Origin of the sequence: Hwangdonia lutea, from assembly GCF_032814565.1 — a bacterium.
Taxonomy (GTDB): domain Bacteria; phylum Bacteroidota; class Bacteroidia; order Flavobacteriales; family Flavobacteriaceae; genus Hwangdonia; species Hwangdonia lutea.
In genome coordinates this window covers 2,729,858-2,746,917 of record NZ_CP136521.1, presented here as the reverse complement: position 1 = coordinate 2,746,917, position 17,060 = coordinate 2,729,858, and the positions used below count along the sequence as shown (strand labels likewise).

15 protein-coding genes are annotated in these 17,060 nt (G+C 36.3%); 1 reads left to right on the top strand and 14 read right to left on the bottom strand.

Going from position 1 to position 17,060, the window contains the following annotated elements:
• Positions 1-27 precede the first annotated feature (27 nt).
• The 5 genes from nagB to RNZ46_RS11920 are packed head-to-tail and all read right to left on the bottom strand — an operon-like array spanning position 28 to position 6,312.
• Positions 28-1,956 (bottom strand): glucosamine-6-phosphate deaminase, encoded by a 1,929-nt coding sequence (gene nagB / locus RNZ46_RS11940; protein WP_316982426.1) that lies wholly within the window; start codon positions 1,954-1,956, stop codon positions 28-30.
• A gap of 17 nt (positions 1,957-1,973) precedes the next feature.
• Positions 1,974-2,951, bottom strand: coding sequence for a Gfo/Idh/MocA family protein (locus RNZ46_RS11935; RefSeq protein ID WP_316982425.1), 978 nt, complete (start codon positions 2,949-2,951; stop codon positions 1,974-1,976).
• 28 nt (positions 2,952-2,979) lie between these two features.
• Entirely contained in the window at positions 2,980-4,299 is a 1,320-nt protein-coding gene (locus RNZ46_RS11930) for a sugar MFS transporter (RefSeq protein ID WP_316982424.1), read from the bottom strand.
• A 21-nt stretch (positions 4,300-4,320) separates the two neighbouring features.
• Positions 4,321-5,388, bottom strand: a complete 1,068-nt coding sequence (locus RNZ46_RS11925; RefSeq protein WP_316982423.1) for a phosphotransferase enzyme family protein — start codon at positions 5,386-5,388, stop codon at positions 4,321-4,323.
• Positions 5,389-6,312 carry a nucleotidyltransferase family protein gene (locus RNZ46_RS11920; protein WP_316982422.1) on the bottom strand — a complete coding sequence of 308 codons (924 nt, stop codon included), beginning with the start codon at positions 6,310-6,312 and terminating at the stop codon, positions 5,389-5,391. It abuts the gene before it with no gap.
• 178 nt (positions 6,313-6,490) lie between these two features.
• Here RNZ46_RS11920 and RNZ46_RS11915 point away from each other — a divergent pair, with 178 nt between their 5' ends.
• A complete protein-coding gene (locus RNZ46_RS11915; protein ID WP_316982421.1) occupies positions 6,491-7,534 on the top strand; it encodes a LacI family DNA-binding transcriptional regulator in 1,044 nt (347 codons plus the stop codon).
• Position 7,535: 1 nt separating this feature from the next.
• Here RNZ46_RS11915 and RNZ46_RS11910 read toward each other — a convergent pair whose 3' ends face one another.
• From RNZ46_RS11910 to RNZ46_RS11870, 9 genes are all read right to left on the bottom strand, one after another.
• On the bottom strand, positions 7,536-8,171 hold the full coding sequence (locus tag RNZ46_RS11910; protein WP_316982420.1) for a sugar-binding protein: 636 nt from the start codon (positions 8,169-8,171) through the stop codon (positions 7,536-7,538).
• A gap of 52 nt (positions 8,172-8,223) precedes the next feature.
• Entirely contained in the window at positions 8,224-9,084 is an 861-nt protein-coding gene (gene purU, locus RNZ46_RS11905) for a formyltetrahydrofolate deformylase (protein ID WP_316982419.1), read from the bottom strand.
• A 413-nt stretch (positions 9,085-9,497) separates the two neighbouring features.
• Complete coding sequence (locus tag RNZ46_RS11900; protein ID WP_316982418.1) at positions 9,498-10,370, bottom strand: AraC family transcriptional regulator; 873 nt, start codon at positions 10,368-10,370, stop codon at positions 9,498-9,500.
• A gap of 191 nt (positions 10,371-10,561) precedes the next feature.
• A complete protein-coding gene (locus tag RNZ46_RS11895) occupies positions 10,562-11,701 on the bottom strand; it encodes an alpha-hydroxy acid oxidase (RefSeq protein WP_316982417.1) in 1,140 nt (379 codons plus the stop codon).
• 21 nt (positions 11,702-11,722) lie between these two features.
• Positions 11,723-13,408 (bottom strand): beta-N-acetylhexosaminidase, encoded by a 1,686-nt coding sequence (locus tag RNZ46_RS11890; RefSeq protein WP_316982416.1) that lies wholly within the window; start codon positions 13,406-13,408, stop codon positions 11,723-11,725.
• Positions 13,409-13,429: 21 nt separating this feature from the next.
• Complete coding sequence (locus RNZ46_RS11885) at positions 13,430-13,768, bottom strand: L-rhamnose mutarotase (RefSeq protein ID WP_316982415.1); 339 nt, start codon at positions 13,766-13,768, stop codon at positions 13,430-13,432.
• Positions 13,769-13,774: 6 nt separating this feature from the next.
• Positions 13,775-15,103: an L-fucose:H+ symporter permease gene (gene fucP, locus RNZ46_RS11880; protein ID WP_316982414.1), complete on the bottom strand. Its 1,329-nt coding sequence runs from the start codon at positions 15,101-15,103 to the stop codon at positions 13,775-13,777.
• Between the two features lie 80 nt (positions 15,104-15,183).
• Positions 15,184-15,963, bottom strand: a complete 780-nt coding sequence (locus tag RNZ46_RS11875; protein ID WP_316982413.1) for an L-fucose dehydrogenase — start codon at positions 15,961-15,963, stop codon at positions 15,184-15,186.
• Positions 15,964-16,133: 170 nt separating this feature from the next.
• The gene (locus RNZ46_RS11870; protein WP_316982412.1) at positions 16,134-17,057 is read right to left on the bottom strand and encodes an alkaline phosphatase family protein; all 924 of its coding nucleotides are present in this window, start codon (positions 17,055-17,057) and stop codon (positions 16,134-16,136) included.
• Positions 17,058-17,060: the final 3 nt, after the last annotated feature.

Sequence of the window (17,060 nt, the reverse complement as noted above, 5' to 3'; positions counted from 1 at the left end):
GGCAAGCCTCGAGGAATTATTTTTCAATTAATACTTCCATCTTACAAAGGCCTCCATAGCCGCGTAATGCGCTAAACCAAGCTCGTCGTACAGACCAGCGGTTTCACTATTTCGATCTTCGGCACGTTGCCAAAATTCTCTACTATCAGACCCTTGGAATACCACACCATCTTTTTGCGATTGGTGCTTAAAAATACCTTTTCTTTTCTCAAGCACTTGGTCTGGTCCCATAGGCACAGCCATTTCTATTTCATCGATACCCCATTCTTGCCATGCGCCTCGGTACAACCATACCCAGCAGTCTTTCATAAACTTTTTAGGTTTTAGGTTTTTAACGGCTGCAAAAACAGCATCTAAACATACCTTGTGCGTACCGTGTGGATCGGCCAAATCGCCTGCGGCATAAACTTGATGCGGCTTCACTTTTTCGATAAGATCCATGGTTATTTTAATATCTTCTTCGCCTAAAGGATTTTTTTCAATGGTACCAGTTTCGTAAAACGGCAGTTCCATAAAATGAATTTGCTCATCCGGAATACCTATAAAATGACACGTTGCCCGCGCTTCTCCTTTTCTAATTAAACCTTTTATATATCTAACTTCTTCGGTATCAATTTCACTTGATTTTTTGTTTTTCAGGAACGTTACGGCTCTTTTATAAATATCTTCGGCTTCGGTACTTTCAATACCAAATCTGTCATTATAATCGCAAACAAAACTTGCAAAACGCAATGCTTCATCATCAGCAACCGCAATATTACCCGATGTTTGATAACCTACGTGTACCTCGTGACCTTGTTCGTGCAATCTTTTAAATGTACCTCCCATACTAATGATGTCATCGTCTGGATGTGGACTAAAAATGATAACACGTTTTTTGGCAGGTTCTGCACGTTCTGGACGTTTACTATCGTCTGCACCTGGTTTTCCACCTGGCCAACCCGTAATGGTGTTTTGTAATTTATTGAATATTTTTATGTTAATATCATAAGCTGGTCCTGCATCGGCCAATAAATCACTCATACCGTTTTCGATATAATCGGCATCTGTTAGCATTAAAATAGGCTTCTTTAAATGTAGTGCTAAACTTAACACCGCTTTTCTGATTAGCCTGTCGGTCCAAACGATTTTCTCAACCAACCACGGTGTATTTATTCTCGTTAGTTTTGATGCTGCTGCTTGATCTAGAATAAAAGTAGCATTATTATGTTCTTGCAGGTAAGATGCTGGAACGCGGCTGGTTACCTCTTCTTCTGCAGAAGCTTTAATGATATTTGATTTACGTTCTCCCCAGGCCAATAGAATAACGCGTTTCGCCTCCATAATTTTTTTAACACCTATGGTAATGGCTGTTCTTGGTGTATTGTCTAAACCTTTAAAGTCGCCACTTGCCGCAACCCTTGTAATATGGTCTAAGGCCACTAAACGTGTTTTGGAATTTTGAAGCGATCCAGATTCGTTAAAACCGATATGACCATTTCCACCAATACCCAATATTTGTAAATCGATACCGCCAAAGGCCTCAATTTTTGCCTCGTACTCATCACAATAGCTCCTAATTTCTTCTTTGGGCAATGTTCCATCAGGGATATAACAGTTTTCTGGCAAAATATCGATATGGTCGAACAATTGTTCTTTCATAAAACGTACATAACTATTTACCGAATCGGGTTCCATCGGGTAATATTCATCTAAATTGAATGATACTACGTTTTTAAAACTCAAACCTTCTTCTTTGTGTAAACGCACCAATTCTGCATATAGCCCTTTTGGAGACGATCCTGTAGCTAAACCTAGAATACAGGGTTGTTTTTGCGATTGTTTAACCCGAATAAGGTTTGCTATTTCTTTAGCAACTGCTTTTGATGCCGTAGTTGAATTTTCATAAACTACAGTGCCAATATTCTCAAATCTTTTTTCGAAACCTGTTGCTTTGTCTATACTACTTTCTAACATTGTTCTGGTTTTTAGTTTTAATAATTATTTTTTAATATATTTTCTAATACCCATGTGGTATGTGCTCCTGTTTGTCCTGTTGATGGATGTGCTTTATTTTCGGTTAACTGGTTTTTTATATTTTGAACATGAAAAAACTGAATGTTTTCAGGGTTCTCAATAAATAGACTTTCTTTTTGATCGCCGTACTCTAATTCTATAAGCACTTCACCAAACACCGAAAAACTAATCTTTCCCTTGTCGCCATAAATTTGAACATGGTCTTCTCTTTTTTCCGTTCCAAAATTCCAACTGCCAGAACCCGTGATACCAGATTCGTGCATCCAACTTCCAGAAATGGCATCCATGGCCGTGTATAAACCTTGTTGGTTTGTGGAAATACCTTGTGCCTTGGAAATATCTCCCAACAAGTGTATAAATAAATCGATGCCATGGGACGCTAAATCATCAAAATAGCCTCCTTTTGCGATTTTTATATCGGTTCGCCAGTTGTATGTTTTGGCTAAATCAATATCGTTTGCCGGTTTACTTAAATGCCAATTTATGTGCCGTATCGCTCCAATTTTATTGCTCTCAATCCACGATTTAACCTGTTTAAACCTAGGAAGCGATCGCCTGTAATAGGCTACAAATAGTGGTATTTCTTTTGCTTCAAAAGCGTCGTTTATCAATAAACACTCTTTGTAGGTTGGTGCCATTGGTTTTTCAATACAACATATTTTTCCAGCTTCAGCGACTTTTAGTGCGTAATAGCCATGTGAGTCTGGTGGCGTTGCAATGTAAATGGCATCTATCTCTGGGTCGTTTATCAATTCATCTGCATTTGCATAAAACTTAGGAACATTGTGCCTATTAGCATAATCTTTGGCCTTATCAGCATTTCTGCGCATTACGGCTTGCAATTCGAAACCTTCTACCTTTTGGTATGCTGGTCCACTTTTAAGCTCGGTAACGCTTCCGCACCCTATAATTCCCCATTTATAAACTCTACTCATGCTCCCCAAAAATCAATCTAAAAGCTTATTACTTAGATGTCCAACTTTTAATTTTATGTCCCCATAAAGCAAAAAACAGGATGATGGCATAACATGGAATTAACACCCAATAACTGTCTGTTGCTGCTGAGGCTGCGGCATCGGCTTCTGCAATACCATTAGCGATTAATTCGTGCTTATTGTCATCCACTAATCTACCATATAACGGCGGAATTATAGCTCCACCAGAAATTGCCATGATTAATAAGGCCGAAGCCGTTTTTGTAAACTTTCCTAAACCATCTAGTGTTAATGGCCAAATAGCAGGCCATACCAAAGCATTTGCTACACCCAAAGCGGCTACAAACAATACCGATGTAATACCAGTAGTGTTTAAAATACAGAAACTAAATATAATACCCAAAATAGCACTTGCTATTAAGGCCGTTTTTTGCTTCACGTATTTTGGAATTAAAAATACGCCTAAAGCATAGGTTGCTACCATGGCCATTAGGGTATAGGTGGTAAAGTATTTGGCTTCTTCACCGGTAAAGCCTAACGATATACCATAAGCGATAATGGTGTCTCCGGCAATTACCTCGGCGCCCACATATACAAACAATGCTAAAACCCCCAACCATAAGTGTGGGAATTGGAAGATGCTTGTTTTTGTACTTTTTCCTGTTGCTGTTTCTTCTACTTCTTCGGCTTCAACATGTGGTAGCGGCGCTTTTCTTATGAGTACTCCCAAAATAAATAACACTACAGCCATAACCACATACGGTGTAAAAACACTATCTGCCATAGTATCCAATAATTGTCCTTTTTCTTCAACAGATACGGTTCCTAATTTTTCTTGCACCTCATCAATTCCAGACAATAAAATAGCACCAAAAATTAATGACCCCAATGCTCCTGCTACTTTATTGGCAATACCCATAATAGCAATACGTTTTGCCCCACTTTCAATAGGCCCTAAAATAGTAATGTACGGATTTGCGGCTGTTTGTAAAATAGTCATGCCCATGCCTTGAATGAAGATAGCTACCAAAAACACCCAATAGGTACGAGCTTCAGCCGCAGGAATAAACACCAAGGCACCAATTCCCATAATAATTAAACCAAGAGACATCCCTTTTCTGTACCCAATTTTGGTTAAAATATAAGATGCGGGTAAGGCCATAACCACAAAAGATATATACGATGCAGAAGCCACTAAATAAGATTGCGCCTCGGTTAATTCGTTTATGGTTTTCATAAATGGAATTAAAGCACCGTTAATCCAGGTTACAAACCCAAAAATAAAAAAGAGTCCTGCTATAATTATAATAGGTACTAAAGTGCTGTTAGATTTTGTGTTTTGCTCCATAATTATTGGTTGAATTAAGTATTATAGTTGATTAATTTTTTCCGTAAAACTTTGTATGAGTTTAAATTGATTTTTAGCACGATCTAAATTGTGCTCTGGGTATTTTGTTTTGTAATAAATATCGTTGTTTAAATAGTCGGTTAAAAATCTTAAAGCCATAATAAAAATCATGGTTTTTGCCGCTAATGGCAAATATTTAAGTTCTGTTGGGGTTAATGAAGATTTCATTTTCTTTAGGAAGCCTTTGGTGTAAGCTTTGTAATAATCGACATTAAACGTTACCAAATCCAGATTGGTTTCATCTTCGGCAGCGGTATTACAAATGGTTCTTATGGCATCTCCAAAGTCATAATGCACAATTCCCGGCATAACGGTATCCGTATCGATAAGGCACAAGCCTTTCTTTTTCCTGTTAAAAAGCGCGTTCGATATTTTTGTGTCATTATGGGTAACCCTTATTGGTATGTCGCCAGACTCCTTTAATTTTTGAAGAATATGCATTTCTTCTTTAAGCGCTTCAACTTGTTTTATGTAATCTTTAGCATTTTCCAAGCGTTCTTTTGATGCTATTTTTAAAGCATCTTGAAATTGTGAATACCTGAAAGACATATCGTGAAACTTTGGAATAACCTCGGTAAGTTTTGAAGCATCAAAATCACTGGTTAATGTTAAAAACTGCCCCAACAACCGACCGCCTTGGTAGGCTATATCGTCGTTGTCAACAATTTCGTAAGTCACACTTTTATCGATAAAATACATTAAATTCCAGTAATTGCCGTCTTCATCTTGGTAATAAGATTTACCCGTTTTGGTTTGAGCAAACGCCAATACGCGACGTTTTTGCTTTTTTAAGGAAAGATTTTTTAATTTTTCTTGAATGTGCTTGCTAACCGCTACCTTGTTTTCAATTAACCCGGGAACATCCTTAAAAACCCCATGATTGATGCGCTGTAGCACAAAATGGGGCTTCTTGGTAGTTTTAATTAAATAGGTGTCGTTTATATGTCCTGAAGCTAATTCTTGATAGGATTCGAACGAGCCTTGATGTTCAAATTGACCGAAAATAAATTTTAATTTTTCTGCTAACATCTACCAAAGTTTAGTTGGATAAACACCTTGTTCCTTTAAGTCCTTTATGGCTTTTTCAACAATTGCTTTGTCTTCTTTATAAGTTACTCCAAACCATTTGGCATCCGATTTTAAAACTTTTACCGTAGCTTCATCAGATTTAAGGATCTCATTTACAATAGTCGGAATATAAAATTCTGCTTTTAGGTTTGTTTTATTGGCTTCTAAAAACTCTTCAAACAATCGATTTCCGAAGTTAAAACATTTAGGTGTGAATCCCCAGAAATTCATTGAAACAATTGTATTTTCATCAATAGGAATAAAATTCCCATCGTCGTCTTTTCGCATTAATTTACCATCCATTTTTTCAATGTGGGTGCGCTCGGTTACATCGGTTAAAAACCCATCTTCATTTACGCTACATTCGCCCCTTGACACATAACCATGCTCTGATATTGTGTTTTTTAACAAGTAAGCCATGGTATTAAACTGGTATGATTCCTTATCCGTCGCCATTAAGGTTTTTGCCATCACCTCAAACGCTTCCTTACCGTAAAAATCATCGCCATTTATAATGGCAAAGTTTTCATTTACTGTCTCTTTCGCCATTAAAAGCGCATGTCCGGTTCCCCATGGTTTTACACGCTCTGGGTTTATATATCTTTCAGGAACACTATCCAGCTCTTGGTATACATAAGCCACTTCGGCTTTCCCTTCTAATTTTTTGTTGAAGATATCTTTAAAATCTTTTTCGAAACGCTTTCTGATAATAAAAACAAATTTTCCGAACCCCGCTTGCAGTCCGTCATAAATTGAAAAATCGATAATCGTATCGCCTTCGGGTGTAAACGTATCCATTTGTTTTAAACCGCCGTAGCGACTTCCCATGCCTGCAGCTAAAATTACAAGTGTTGGTTTTTCCATCTTATCTCTTTGTATTTTCAAGGCTAATTTATCTTAAAAAATCAATTAAAAAACTTGTTACACGCTGTTTTTCATGCTTTTAACCTCAATAAACCACTAACTAAAAGAAAACAAACTTACAGATTAATTTGCCAATAAAAAAGGAATTATATAAAAAATGTGTTCGAACACATTGATATTTTACATATATTTGTGATAGATGAAAAAATACACCATAAAAGATATTGCCGAATTAGCTGGGGTATCTAAGGGCACTGTAGATAGAGTAATCCATAAACGCGGTAAAGTTTCGCCAGCGGCTTTGGAAAAGGTAACAAAACTGTTAGAGGAAATTGATTATCAGCCAAACCTTATTGCCAGAAGTTTAAAGAATACCAAGAGCTACCATATTTGTGTGATTCAACCCGACCCTAAAATCGACCCCTATTGGCAGCCGTGTACAAATGGTGTAAACGATGCCATAAACGAGTATAATTCTTTTGGAATTACCATTGATTCTTATTTTTTTGACCACACCGACACCCATTCTTTTTTAGAGGTTAACAAAACCGTTTTAAAACAGTCGCCCGATGCAGTTTTAATAACCCCTGTTTTTCATAAAGAATCGATTGAAGTTATAAAAATATACAATGAAAACAATATTATAGTTAGTACGATTAACGACCCTTTAGAGCTAAACGGCATCACCAATTATGTGGGGCAGGATTTGACACAAAGCGGACGCATTGCAGCGCGACTTATGGAAATGATTGTGCCCAAAAACAGGACCATTTTAATTATCCACCTTGATGAAGTTTTTAACAATTCCATTCACATGCAACTGAAGGAAAAAGGGTTTAAAAACTATTTAGAACGTATACCAAACAGCAATTATAACTTAAAAACCTGCAGTTTACAACAAACCGATTTAGACCAAAAATTACACGATTTATTGAGTAAGCCGAATGACATTTCTGGTATTTTTGTAACCACATCCAAAGTGTACAGTGTTGCCGAAATTGTTGAGGATTTCCCCGATTTAGACATAAAAATTGTTGGTTACGATTTGTTGGATGACAATATAAAGTACCTGAAAAACAATGCGATTGATTTTTTAATCAATCAAAACCCTAAACACCAAGCTTATCTTTGTATTACGCAACTTGCTGAATATTTTCTGTTCGATAAAAAAATTCCGAGGCAGAAATTATTGCCCATTGATATTATTAATTCTGAAAATTTTGATGGGTATACCCACAATTAATTCACATCAATTTTAAAACACCAAAAGACGAGGCTGTGTGAAAATTTGGTTCTGTCGTTTTCGGGTCTACCCAAGTAATCCAAGTTGGTTGGTAGCTTTCATCGGGCTGTTTCTTGTATTTCGCGCGATAAATTCCGGTCTCAATTTTTCCGTCTTTCAATAATTTAAATCGCTTTAATGAAGCTAAACTTATGGCGCCTTCCACGGTGAAAAAATTATCTCCAATATCCGATTTTACACAAATATCCTGGGTTGGCCAATTCCAATAAAAGTTAAAATCCTTATTGGGTTTAGCCATAAAATCCATAATTCTAGGTGTTGGATCAATCTCCAAACAATAGTAAGGATTCAAGTTTTTATCGGCTCTAAAAAAAAGCTCCACACGATCGGAATTATTTATACTGTGATGCGTTTCATCGGTTGAATCCACATAAATGTCAGCATCAAAAACCTTAAAACAAAAAAACAAATACTCGGTATTATAAAGCGCCCTAAATTCAATTTTATCAATGTCCGTTTTATCCCAAGGCGAAACAAAATCGCTTAAAACTTCGGCGTGTTCCCAGGCTCTGTCATTTCCTTTTCCCGTAATCGTTAATGTGTTATCATCTATTGATTTGACTTGATAGCTCTTCAAAATTATTTCGATTTTTCAAAGTTAATTTTTTGTTTTTCAGAAGGTGACTTCATTAAGAAAAAATAATCGTTTTATTGTTATAAACCATGACCTTTCGTTTGGCGTGCAATTTAACAGCGGTTGACAATACGATTTTTTCCAAATCGCGTCCTTTTGCAATTAAATCCTGTACGCTATGGTCGTGCGAAACGTGTGCCACATCTTGCTCTATTATAGGGCCAGCATCCAACTCCTCCGTTACATAATGGCTCGTTGCACCAATAATTTTTACACCGCGCTTATAGGCTGAATGATATGGTTTTGCACCCACAAAAGCAGGCAAAAATGAATGGTGAATATTAATGATTTTACTCGGGTATTTATCGATTAATTTTCCCGAAACAATTTGCATATATCTTGCCAAAACAATAAAATCGATGTCGTATTTTTCGAGCAATTCCAGTTGTTTTTCTTCGGCTTCAACTTTGTTGACCTTAGTTACTGGAATATGGTAAAACGGAATTTTAAAGTTATCGGCAATGGGTTTTAAATCGCTATGATTACTAACAATAAAAGGAATTTCCAAACCGAGTTCTCCAGAATTGTAGCGCCCCAATAAATCATACAAACAATGATCGTATTTTGATACAAACACTGCCATTTTCAGTTGTGCATCCGATTCATAAATGCGCCATTTCATATTAAATTTTTCAACTAAATTGGCTTCAAACTGGGTTTTAAAATTTTCTATTGAGAAATCAGTGCTTTCAAATTCGCCCTCCAATCGCATAAAAAACGTATCCTGAACACGGTCTACATGCTGATCGATATAAACAATATTTCCGCCATTATTCGCTACAAATGAAGTAACCGTTGCGATAATGTTTGGTTGATCGTTGCAGTTGATTAATATAATAACTTTAGAAGCTTTCATAAGTTTTAAGCTTAGTTTTTAGAATTACAAACAAGTAAATAGCTTACAATTTTTTTAAAACTGAATACAATAATAGTAAATTGAATAGATTAAATAATTAAAAATGAGCTGTAAAAATTCATTTTTGAAGAAACCTCATTAAATATAAACTTAATGGTAACATTTAACAAAAGCCTTATTCCAATTTTAAAATATGATGGATTTAACCCGTTGTGCATTTTGAATGGAAAAAATATCAATATGTCAATTCGAGTGATTTTGAGGCACGAAAAATTGTACTTCGGCAAGCTCTGTAGAACTATCGAGAATCAATTTCAAGTTAAAATTCTTATTCTCGATACAAATTTTACTCATTCCAATCGTAAAATTCACTCGAATTGACAGAATTTTGTCAAAATGCACAACGGGTGGATTTAGTTTTTACCCAAATGTGTTTTTATATACTCGGTGGGCGAATAATTTTTTGTTTTTTTGAATTGCCTGTTGAAGTTAGAAATATTGTTAAAACCAGACTCAAAACATATTTCAGAAATACTGTACTTCTCTTCCATCAACAACTTACAGGCATAACCAATTCTAACTTCGTTTAAATATTCGCTAAAGGTTTTTCGGTTTACCCGTTTAAAAACCCTGCTAAATGCGGTGGGATTCATACAGGCTATACTTGCAACATCTTCTAAAGTGATGCGTTCTTTAAAGTTTTTAATAATATACTCGTAAACTTCGGCCAAATTTGTCCGTCCTGTTTTTTTGAATGAATTTACAAACCCCATACTTGACAGCAATTTGTATTCTTTATGATTTGCCAGTAAATTCAAAATTTTTAAAAAGGAAATGGTTTTATCGAAACCCTTTAAGCCTTCTAAGTTTTTAATCCATTTGGTTGCCAAACTCAAGTCTCCAGTAAACCTAACGCCGTATTGTGCATTTTCAAACAGCTTTTTAATAGCGTTCATTTCTGGCATATTAAAAAATATTTCGCCTGCAAAATTTTCGTTAAAATGAATCGCAATAGCTTGTGCCTCTAATTTAGAATCTTCTTTAAAATATTCTTTATCGTTAAGCCACATGTGGGGTAAGTTTTTACCAATCAAAACAATTTCCCCAACATTAAACTGCTCGATACTATCGCCAATAAAACGTGTTCCGGTGCTTTTTAAAATCGTAACCAACTCAAATTCTGGATGGTAATGCCAAATTTTTAAAAAATTAGGATAGCAATTATTACTAATCGAAAAAGAGGCATTGCTCAACTTAGTACTTCTATCTAATAAATGTAATTTCATTAACCCTCAATTTCTAAAATAAACACATAAATATTTGATGTGAAAATATAAAAACCGTTGGATTATAGCAAAGAAAGTATCAACAAAAGGTAAAAAAATATTAATTGATCAAATAACTATTTACAACAAAATAGATTTAGTTTGCTTGGTTTTAAATAGTTAGTCGATTAATTAACTTGAAATCTTATAAATTAAATTAAATGATTTTTAAAATCTTCTACTTTTTCACAACAAATTTGCTCCATAACTTGTTGCAATTGGGTTTTTAAAAGTGATATGGTATGATCGCCACCTTTGTTTCCTAAAGCAGCAACGCCGTACATAAACGATCGTCCCATAAAAGTAAACGTAGCGCCAGAGGCTAAACTTCGTGCCACGTCGGGTCCGGAACGAATGCCGCTATCCATCATCACTTCTATTTGCTGGCCGTATTTTTCTGCAATTCTTGTTAATGGTTTTATAGTAGATTCTCCGGCGTCCAATTGCCTGCCACCATGGTTGGACACAATAATACCGTCTAACCCAAGGTTTATGGCACGTTCGGCATCAAGCTCGTTGGCCACACCTTTTAGCACCAATTTACCTTTCCACATATCTCTAATAGGTTTTATTTTCTCTTCGTTTAACCTACCTGAAAACGTGTCGTCCATAAATTTACCCAACTGTTTCAAATCAAGATTTTTGGGCATGTAAGGTTTTAGGGTTTCAAAATTTGGCTGTCCATGTTTTAGTGTTTGAAACGCCCAAGTTGGTTTTCCTAAAATTTGCAGCATATTATTAATAGACATATTGGGCGGCATAGCTAAGCCATTTCTTATATCTCTCGGCCTAAAACCAAAGGTTGGCACATCACATAAAATCACCAAAGTGTCATAACCTGAAGTTTCGCATCTTTTTAAAATATCGTCTCTAAGTTCATTTTTTGTAGGATGATATAATTGAAACCAAGCTTTGCCTTCCGTTAGTTCAGCAATACGTTCAATACTACTGGTGGTTACGGTGCTTAAAATAAAAGGTATGTTATGTTTATAAGCCGCTTTAGCCAATATTTCTGGTGCATTTGGCCACATCAAACCCTGTAAACCAACAGGAGCAATACCAAATGGCGCATCGTATTCATGACCGAACAACGTGGTTTTCATGCTTGATGCTGTGTGCTTACTGAGATACTCGGGCAGTAATTCCACCTCGCGTATTTCAGCCGTATTTTTATAAAGATTTACATCTTCATTACAACCGCCGTCCAAATAATCAAAAGCAAATTTCGGAATCCTTTGTTTGGCACGTTTTCTTAAATCTTCAATAGAAGGGTATTTGGTATTGAAACTCAAAACAGTTACATATTAATTTTATTATTTTTCGAAGGTATGTTTGGCATAGTTCAACCCTAATGCATCATACCTTTCTTTAAAAGTTTTTAATCGCGCACTGAAATCATCCCAATCTCTGTGCTCTTTTGATGACCAAACAACTTCTGAAAGCGCAGACATTCGGGGTAAAATCATATATTCAACATAATCAGTAGTTTTCATATATTCGGTCCATACATTGCCTTGAGCGCCTAAAATATATTGATGCTCATCTGTACTTAACTCTTTTGGTGTTGGCTCGTAGGCGTACACATCGGCAACCGTGGTTTTTCCACCAATGGCCAAGGGTTCGTTAGCCTTATCCTCGGTTTGATAATGATCGAAATAACAAGAATGTCCCGGCGTCATAATAACATCGTGCTTTTGTTTTGCCGCTTCAATACCACCTTGTGTTCCTCGCCACGACATAACAGTTGCGTTTGGTGCTAAACCGCCTTCTAAAATTTCATCCCAACCAATTATTTTTTTTCCTTTTGAATTCAAATATTTTTCTATACGTGTGATAAAATAGCTTTGTAATTCATGCTCATCTTTTAAACCTTCTTTTTTGATTCTTTTTTGACAACTCGGACATCTTTCCCAGTTTGCTTTTGGGCATTCGTCGCCCCCAATGTGTATATAAGTTGATGGGAATAACGGAATTACCTCATCTAAAACATCTTGTAAGAAGGCAAAGGTTTCTTCTTTACCGGCACAATATACATCTGGAAAAACGCCCCAAGTTTCTTGTACAATTTTTGGGGTTCCTGAAGCTTGAATTTCTTTTCCTTTTTCCGAACCCATATCGTTGGTAACCACAGTGGGCTCATCTGGGAAACAACTTAAATACGGATAAGCGGCAATGGCTGCGCTACTATGCCCCGGTAACTCAATTTCCGGAATTACGGTAACGTGTTTTTTTGTGGCATAGGCTACAATATCCTTTACATCCTCTTGGGTGTAAAAACCACCGTATTTTTTTTGGTCGTTATCAGTTCCCGGGTGGTGTCCAACTATAGTGCCATTTCTCCACGCTCCTATTTCGGTAAGTTTTGGATATTTTTTAATTTCAATACGCCAACCTTGGTCTTCGGTTAAATGCCAATGAAAGGTATTCATTTTATGCATAGCGATTAAATCGATATACTTTTTTATAAAATCTACAGGATAAAAATGGCGTGCCACATCTAAATGCATACCTCTGTACTGGTATCGTGGGTTATCGGAAATTGACACAGCAGGAATGGTTAATTCTTTTATGCTGCCATCGGCCAATTCAATACCTGCCGGCATCAGCTGCCTTAAAGTTTGAATACCATAAAATACACCTTTTGTGTTTTTTCCGGCTATTTCAATATTATCGAACGTTACATTTAAGGTATAACCTTCTTCGTTTTCAATGGTATCATCTAGCTTAAGTGTGATATTCCCTTGGCCTTCTGTTGAAAAACCAACCGTGGCTCCGGTTGCTGCGCTTAACAAACCCGCTAAAAACTCACCTTCGTTTTTTAATGCTTCAGTTCCAACGATTTTAGTGTTTGCATCAACTAAAAATTTACCTGTTTGCATATTCAGGGTTTGTGGTTTCGGTATAACCTGATAATCTGCTTCGGTGTTTGCTACATCCTTGTATTTATTAGAACAAGAAAAGCTTAGTAAACAAATAAGTGCGATAATTGAAATCCTCATTGTATGTAATTTAATTGTTATTTATAGTTGATATATTTTTTCCATTAAAAGCCATTTTTCGCCTGCTTTTGCAGTTGGTAAAGCTTGTTGATAGGTCCACATTAAGGCTTCCCATTCTTGTACTTTAGGGTTGTTGGCATCCATTTTAGATTTCTTTTCGAATGAAAAAGAAGCGTTTACTTCCATAATCATAAACAAACGATTGGCCACACAGTAAATCTCTAAACTTTCAATCCCCGAATTTTTGATACTTGCCGTTATTTCTGGCCAAATTTGTTCGTGATACTTTTTATATTCTGCAATCAATTCCTCATCATCAATTAAATCCAAAGCAAAACAATGGCGTTTTAGGTCTTTCATTTTAAACTAAACTGTATGTAAAACATCATGGGTAGCCTCATGTTTTTTAAAGACCCTTAAACCATACCATGCGATATAAACAAAGCACAACAATGGTAAAATAAAAGAGAAATTAACTTCTGAAACCCCCATAATTTGAGTGTCTGCCACACCGTTTCCGCCGGCATCAATAATCATACCTTGTAACTTAGGCATTAAGGCGCCACCCACAATGGCCATAATTAAACCTGCTGAACCAACTTTAGACTGCTCTTCTGTTAAATCGCCCAAAGCAATACCGTAAATAGTTGGGAACATTAATGACATGCAAAACGACACGCCAACCAAACTATACAAACCAGTAATACCTTTTATAAATATGGTACCTAAAACAAAAACAATGGCAAGTAAGGCGAAATACATTAACAGTTTTCCCGAACTCATAAATCGTAGCATGTAAGTACCAACGGCCCGCCCAATGGTAAATATTACAAATGCTGCCATTTGGTAATAACCAGCCGTAACGCTATCCATTCCAATAGCTTCTGCATATTGGTAAATGTAGGTCCAACACATGATTTGTGCACCTACATATAAGATTTGTGCAAGCACACCAAGCACGTATTTTTTGTTTTTTGCCAAAGCCGCAAAGGTGTCCCCTATTTTTGGCATACCGCCTTCGTCTTTAGATTGGGGCATTTTACTAACTATAAACAACACAAAAACACCTATTAGCACTAAACCTAAAATAACATACGGATTGCGGATAACCAATAAATCAGATGTTTTTATTAATACTTTTGATGCTTCGTCTAAAGCGCTAAAGTCTGTTATATCATCAGATTGCAAGTTTTTTAAAACGAATTGCTGTGCTACAAATAAACCGGCAATTAATCCCACAGGGTTAAAAGCTTGGGCTAAATTTAAACGCTGTGTTGCCGTTTCTTTAGCGCCCATTGCCAATACGTATGGGTTTGCTGCAGTTTCTAAAAAAGCTAATCCAAAAGTTAAGATATATAATCCTAAACAGAAAAACATAAAACTTTCTGATTGCGCTGCCGGATAAAACAGTAATGCCCCTGTGGCGTATAGTGCCAAACCAATTAAAATCCCAACTTTATAAGAATATTTTCGCATAAACATCGCAGCTGGTAAAGCCATACAAAAATAACCGCCATAGAATGCCATTTGCACCCATGCTGCTTGCGAATTTGAAAGCTCCAACACCTTCTTAAATGCCTGTACCATAGGATCTGTTACGGCGTTTGCAAAACCCCAAAGGGCAAATAAAGAAGTTACTAAAATAAAAGGAATTAGCATCTTTTTAGATACTACTACAGGTTTTGACTGGCTCATTTTTTATTTTCTGTTTATGTTTCTAATGGGCAAAAATTACTGAACAATTTTAATCTTTTATACTTTTTTCGCTAAACAACTTATAATGCTCTATCTAAATGCGTATATCCACCATCAACAAAAATTAATTCTCCAGTGGTGTGACTCGATTTATCTGAGAGCAGAAACACTACCGTATTGGCTATTTCTTCGGCTGTTGTCATTCTATTTTCCAAAGGAATATGCTTTGTAATTGATTCTAATTTTTCATCAGGGTTATCAAATGTTTTTATCCATTTATCATATAAGGGGGTATAACATTCTGCAACTATAAGCGCATTCACTCTGATGCCATACGGTAACAATTCTACAGCCCATTCTCGGGTTAAGGCATTACGTCCGCCATTAGCTGCGGCATAACCCGACGTTCCTCCTTGTCCCGTAAACGATGTTTTAGAACCTATATTTACTATACTTCCTTTGCTTTTTTTCAATTCTGGTAAAGCATGGTGAGCTATAAGATAATAATGCACCAGGTTTCGTTTTAAAGATTCCATAAAATCTTCGTAGCTGCCATTTTCGAGGCTTACACTATCATTCACACCTGCATTATTTACAACACCATCAATACGTCCGTATTTTTTTATAGTAGCCTCAACCGCTTTTTTGCATTGCTCTGGATCGGTTAATTCCGCAATCGCATAATGCGCTTCCTTCCCTTCTGAATGAATTTTATTTATTACCGCTTCAACACTCGATTTATTTCTGCTAATTATTACAGGAATAGCACTTTCTGCCAATAAGGCTTCGGTAATTCCGAGACCAATGCCTTTTGAACCGCCCGTAACAATTACTACTTTATTTTTTAAGTTTAAATCCATTTTAGAATTTATATTGATTGAAATCTCATTTTAACAATGGTGTTTCCGCAAGGTAACAAATCTAATTTTTGATTGACCAAAATACCACTCTTTAAATAACCTAATATGATACTTTTATTGCCTGAGCAACATCAAAACTGGTAAAACGAACACTAATTTTATTGATTAAATTACATTTCTGGTTCATTAAAAACTTCCATAACGGGTTGCCCTCTCCAAAAATCTGGGGTTTCCAAACCTAAAAGATGAGCTATGGTTGCCGCTGTATCGTAGGTTACGACGCTGGAATTAAGCTTGCCTTTTGCCGATAAATTTTTACCATAAATAATCCAAGGGATTTCTACTTCTAAAAGCGTTTTTCCACCGTGTCCCTTGCCAATCCCTCCGTGATCCGAAGTAAATATAATGGCGGTATCGTTTAGTAAATCATGAGCCTCCAAAGTCTTAACAATCTCGCCAACCAAATCATCTATTTTTTCTACCGCTTCATAATATTCCGGCGTATCATGACCTATTTCATGCCCTTCATTATCTGGGTGCGTAAAATGGATAAACGTTAATGCCGGCTTTTCGTTTACCATAAATTCTAAAGCACGGTCTTTGGTTTCTTCATCAGTTGGTCCATTAAAATCTAAATCCACCATGCCTTTTTCAAAAAGATAACCAATGCCACCCCAAGTATACGATACGCCTTTTTTTGCCTCGGGTGATTGGGCATCAATTAAACTAAAAATAGTGGGATAAATATCGCCTTTGCCAATAATTCTGGATGGTAATTCGGGCGTTTTGCTACCCCATTCGGTATAACCATGCAGCTCTGGCCCCGAACCCATAATCATAGAGGCCCAATTTACAGCACTAGACGATGGCAACACAGCTCTTGCATTTAAGGAATACGAACCTTCTTCCATTAATTTTCTTAAGTTAGGCACTTTAGCTTTTAAAAAGGCATAAGCACCAAAACCGTCTGAACCAATTAAAATAACGTGCTTTACAAGGGGTTTGAGTTTTTCCTCTTGCGGTTTAGACTGGCAAGATGCTAATATGACTATGAGCGCTATTAATTTTGCCTGAATTTTTAAGAATGATTTCATGTT

Bases quoted from the DNA above. Each gene is read 5' to 3' on its own strand.
- nagB (WP_316982426.1), bottom strand. From the start codon at position 1,956: ATGTTAGAAAGTAGTATAGACAAAGCAACAGGTTTCGAAAAAAGATTT.
- RNZ46_RS11935 (WP_316982425.1), bottom strand. From the start codon at position 2,951: ATGAGTAGAGTTTATAAATGGGGAATTATAGGGTGCGGAAGCGTTACC.
- RNZ46_RS11930 (WP_316982424.1), bottom strand. From the start codon at position 4,299: ATGGAGCAAAACACAAAATCTAACAGCACTTTAGTACCTATTATAATT.
- RNZ46_RS11925 (WP_316982423.1), bottom strand. From the start codon at position 5,388: ATGTTAGCAGAAAAATTAAAATTTATTTTCGGTCAATTTGAACATCAA.
- RNZ46_RS11915 (WP_316982421.1), top strand. From the start codon at position 6,491: ATGAAAAAATACACCATAAAAGATATTGCCGAATTAGCTGGGGTATCT.
- purU (WP_316982419.1), bottom strand. From the start codon at position 9,084: ATGAAAGCTTCTAAAGTTATTATATTAATCAACTGCAACGATCAACCA.
- RNZ46_RS11900 (WP_316982418.1), bottom strand. From the start codon at position 10,370: ATGAAATTACATTTATTAGATAGAAGTACTAAGTTGAGCAATGCCTCT.
- RNZ46_RS11890 (WP_316982416.1), bottom strand. From the start codon at position 13,408: ATGAGGATTTCAATTATCGCACTTATTTGTTTACTAAGCTTTTCTTGT.
- RNZ46_RS11885 (WP_316982415.1), bottom strand. From the start codon at position 13,768: ATGAAAGACCTAAAACGCCATTGTTTTGCTTTGGATTTAATTGATGAT.
- fucP (WP_316982414.1), bottom strand. From the start codon at position 15,103: ATGAGCCAGTCAAAACCTGTAGTAGTATCTAAAAAGATGCTAATTCCT.
- RNZ46_RS11875 (WP_316982413.1), bottom strand. From the start codon at position 15,963: ATGGATTTAAACTTAAAAAATAAAGTAGTAATTGTTACGGGCGGTTCA.
- RNZ46_RS11870 (WP_316982412.1), bottom strand. From the start codon at position 17,057: ATGAAATCATTCTTAAAAATTCAGGCAAAATTAATAGCGCTCATAGTC.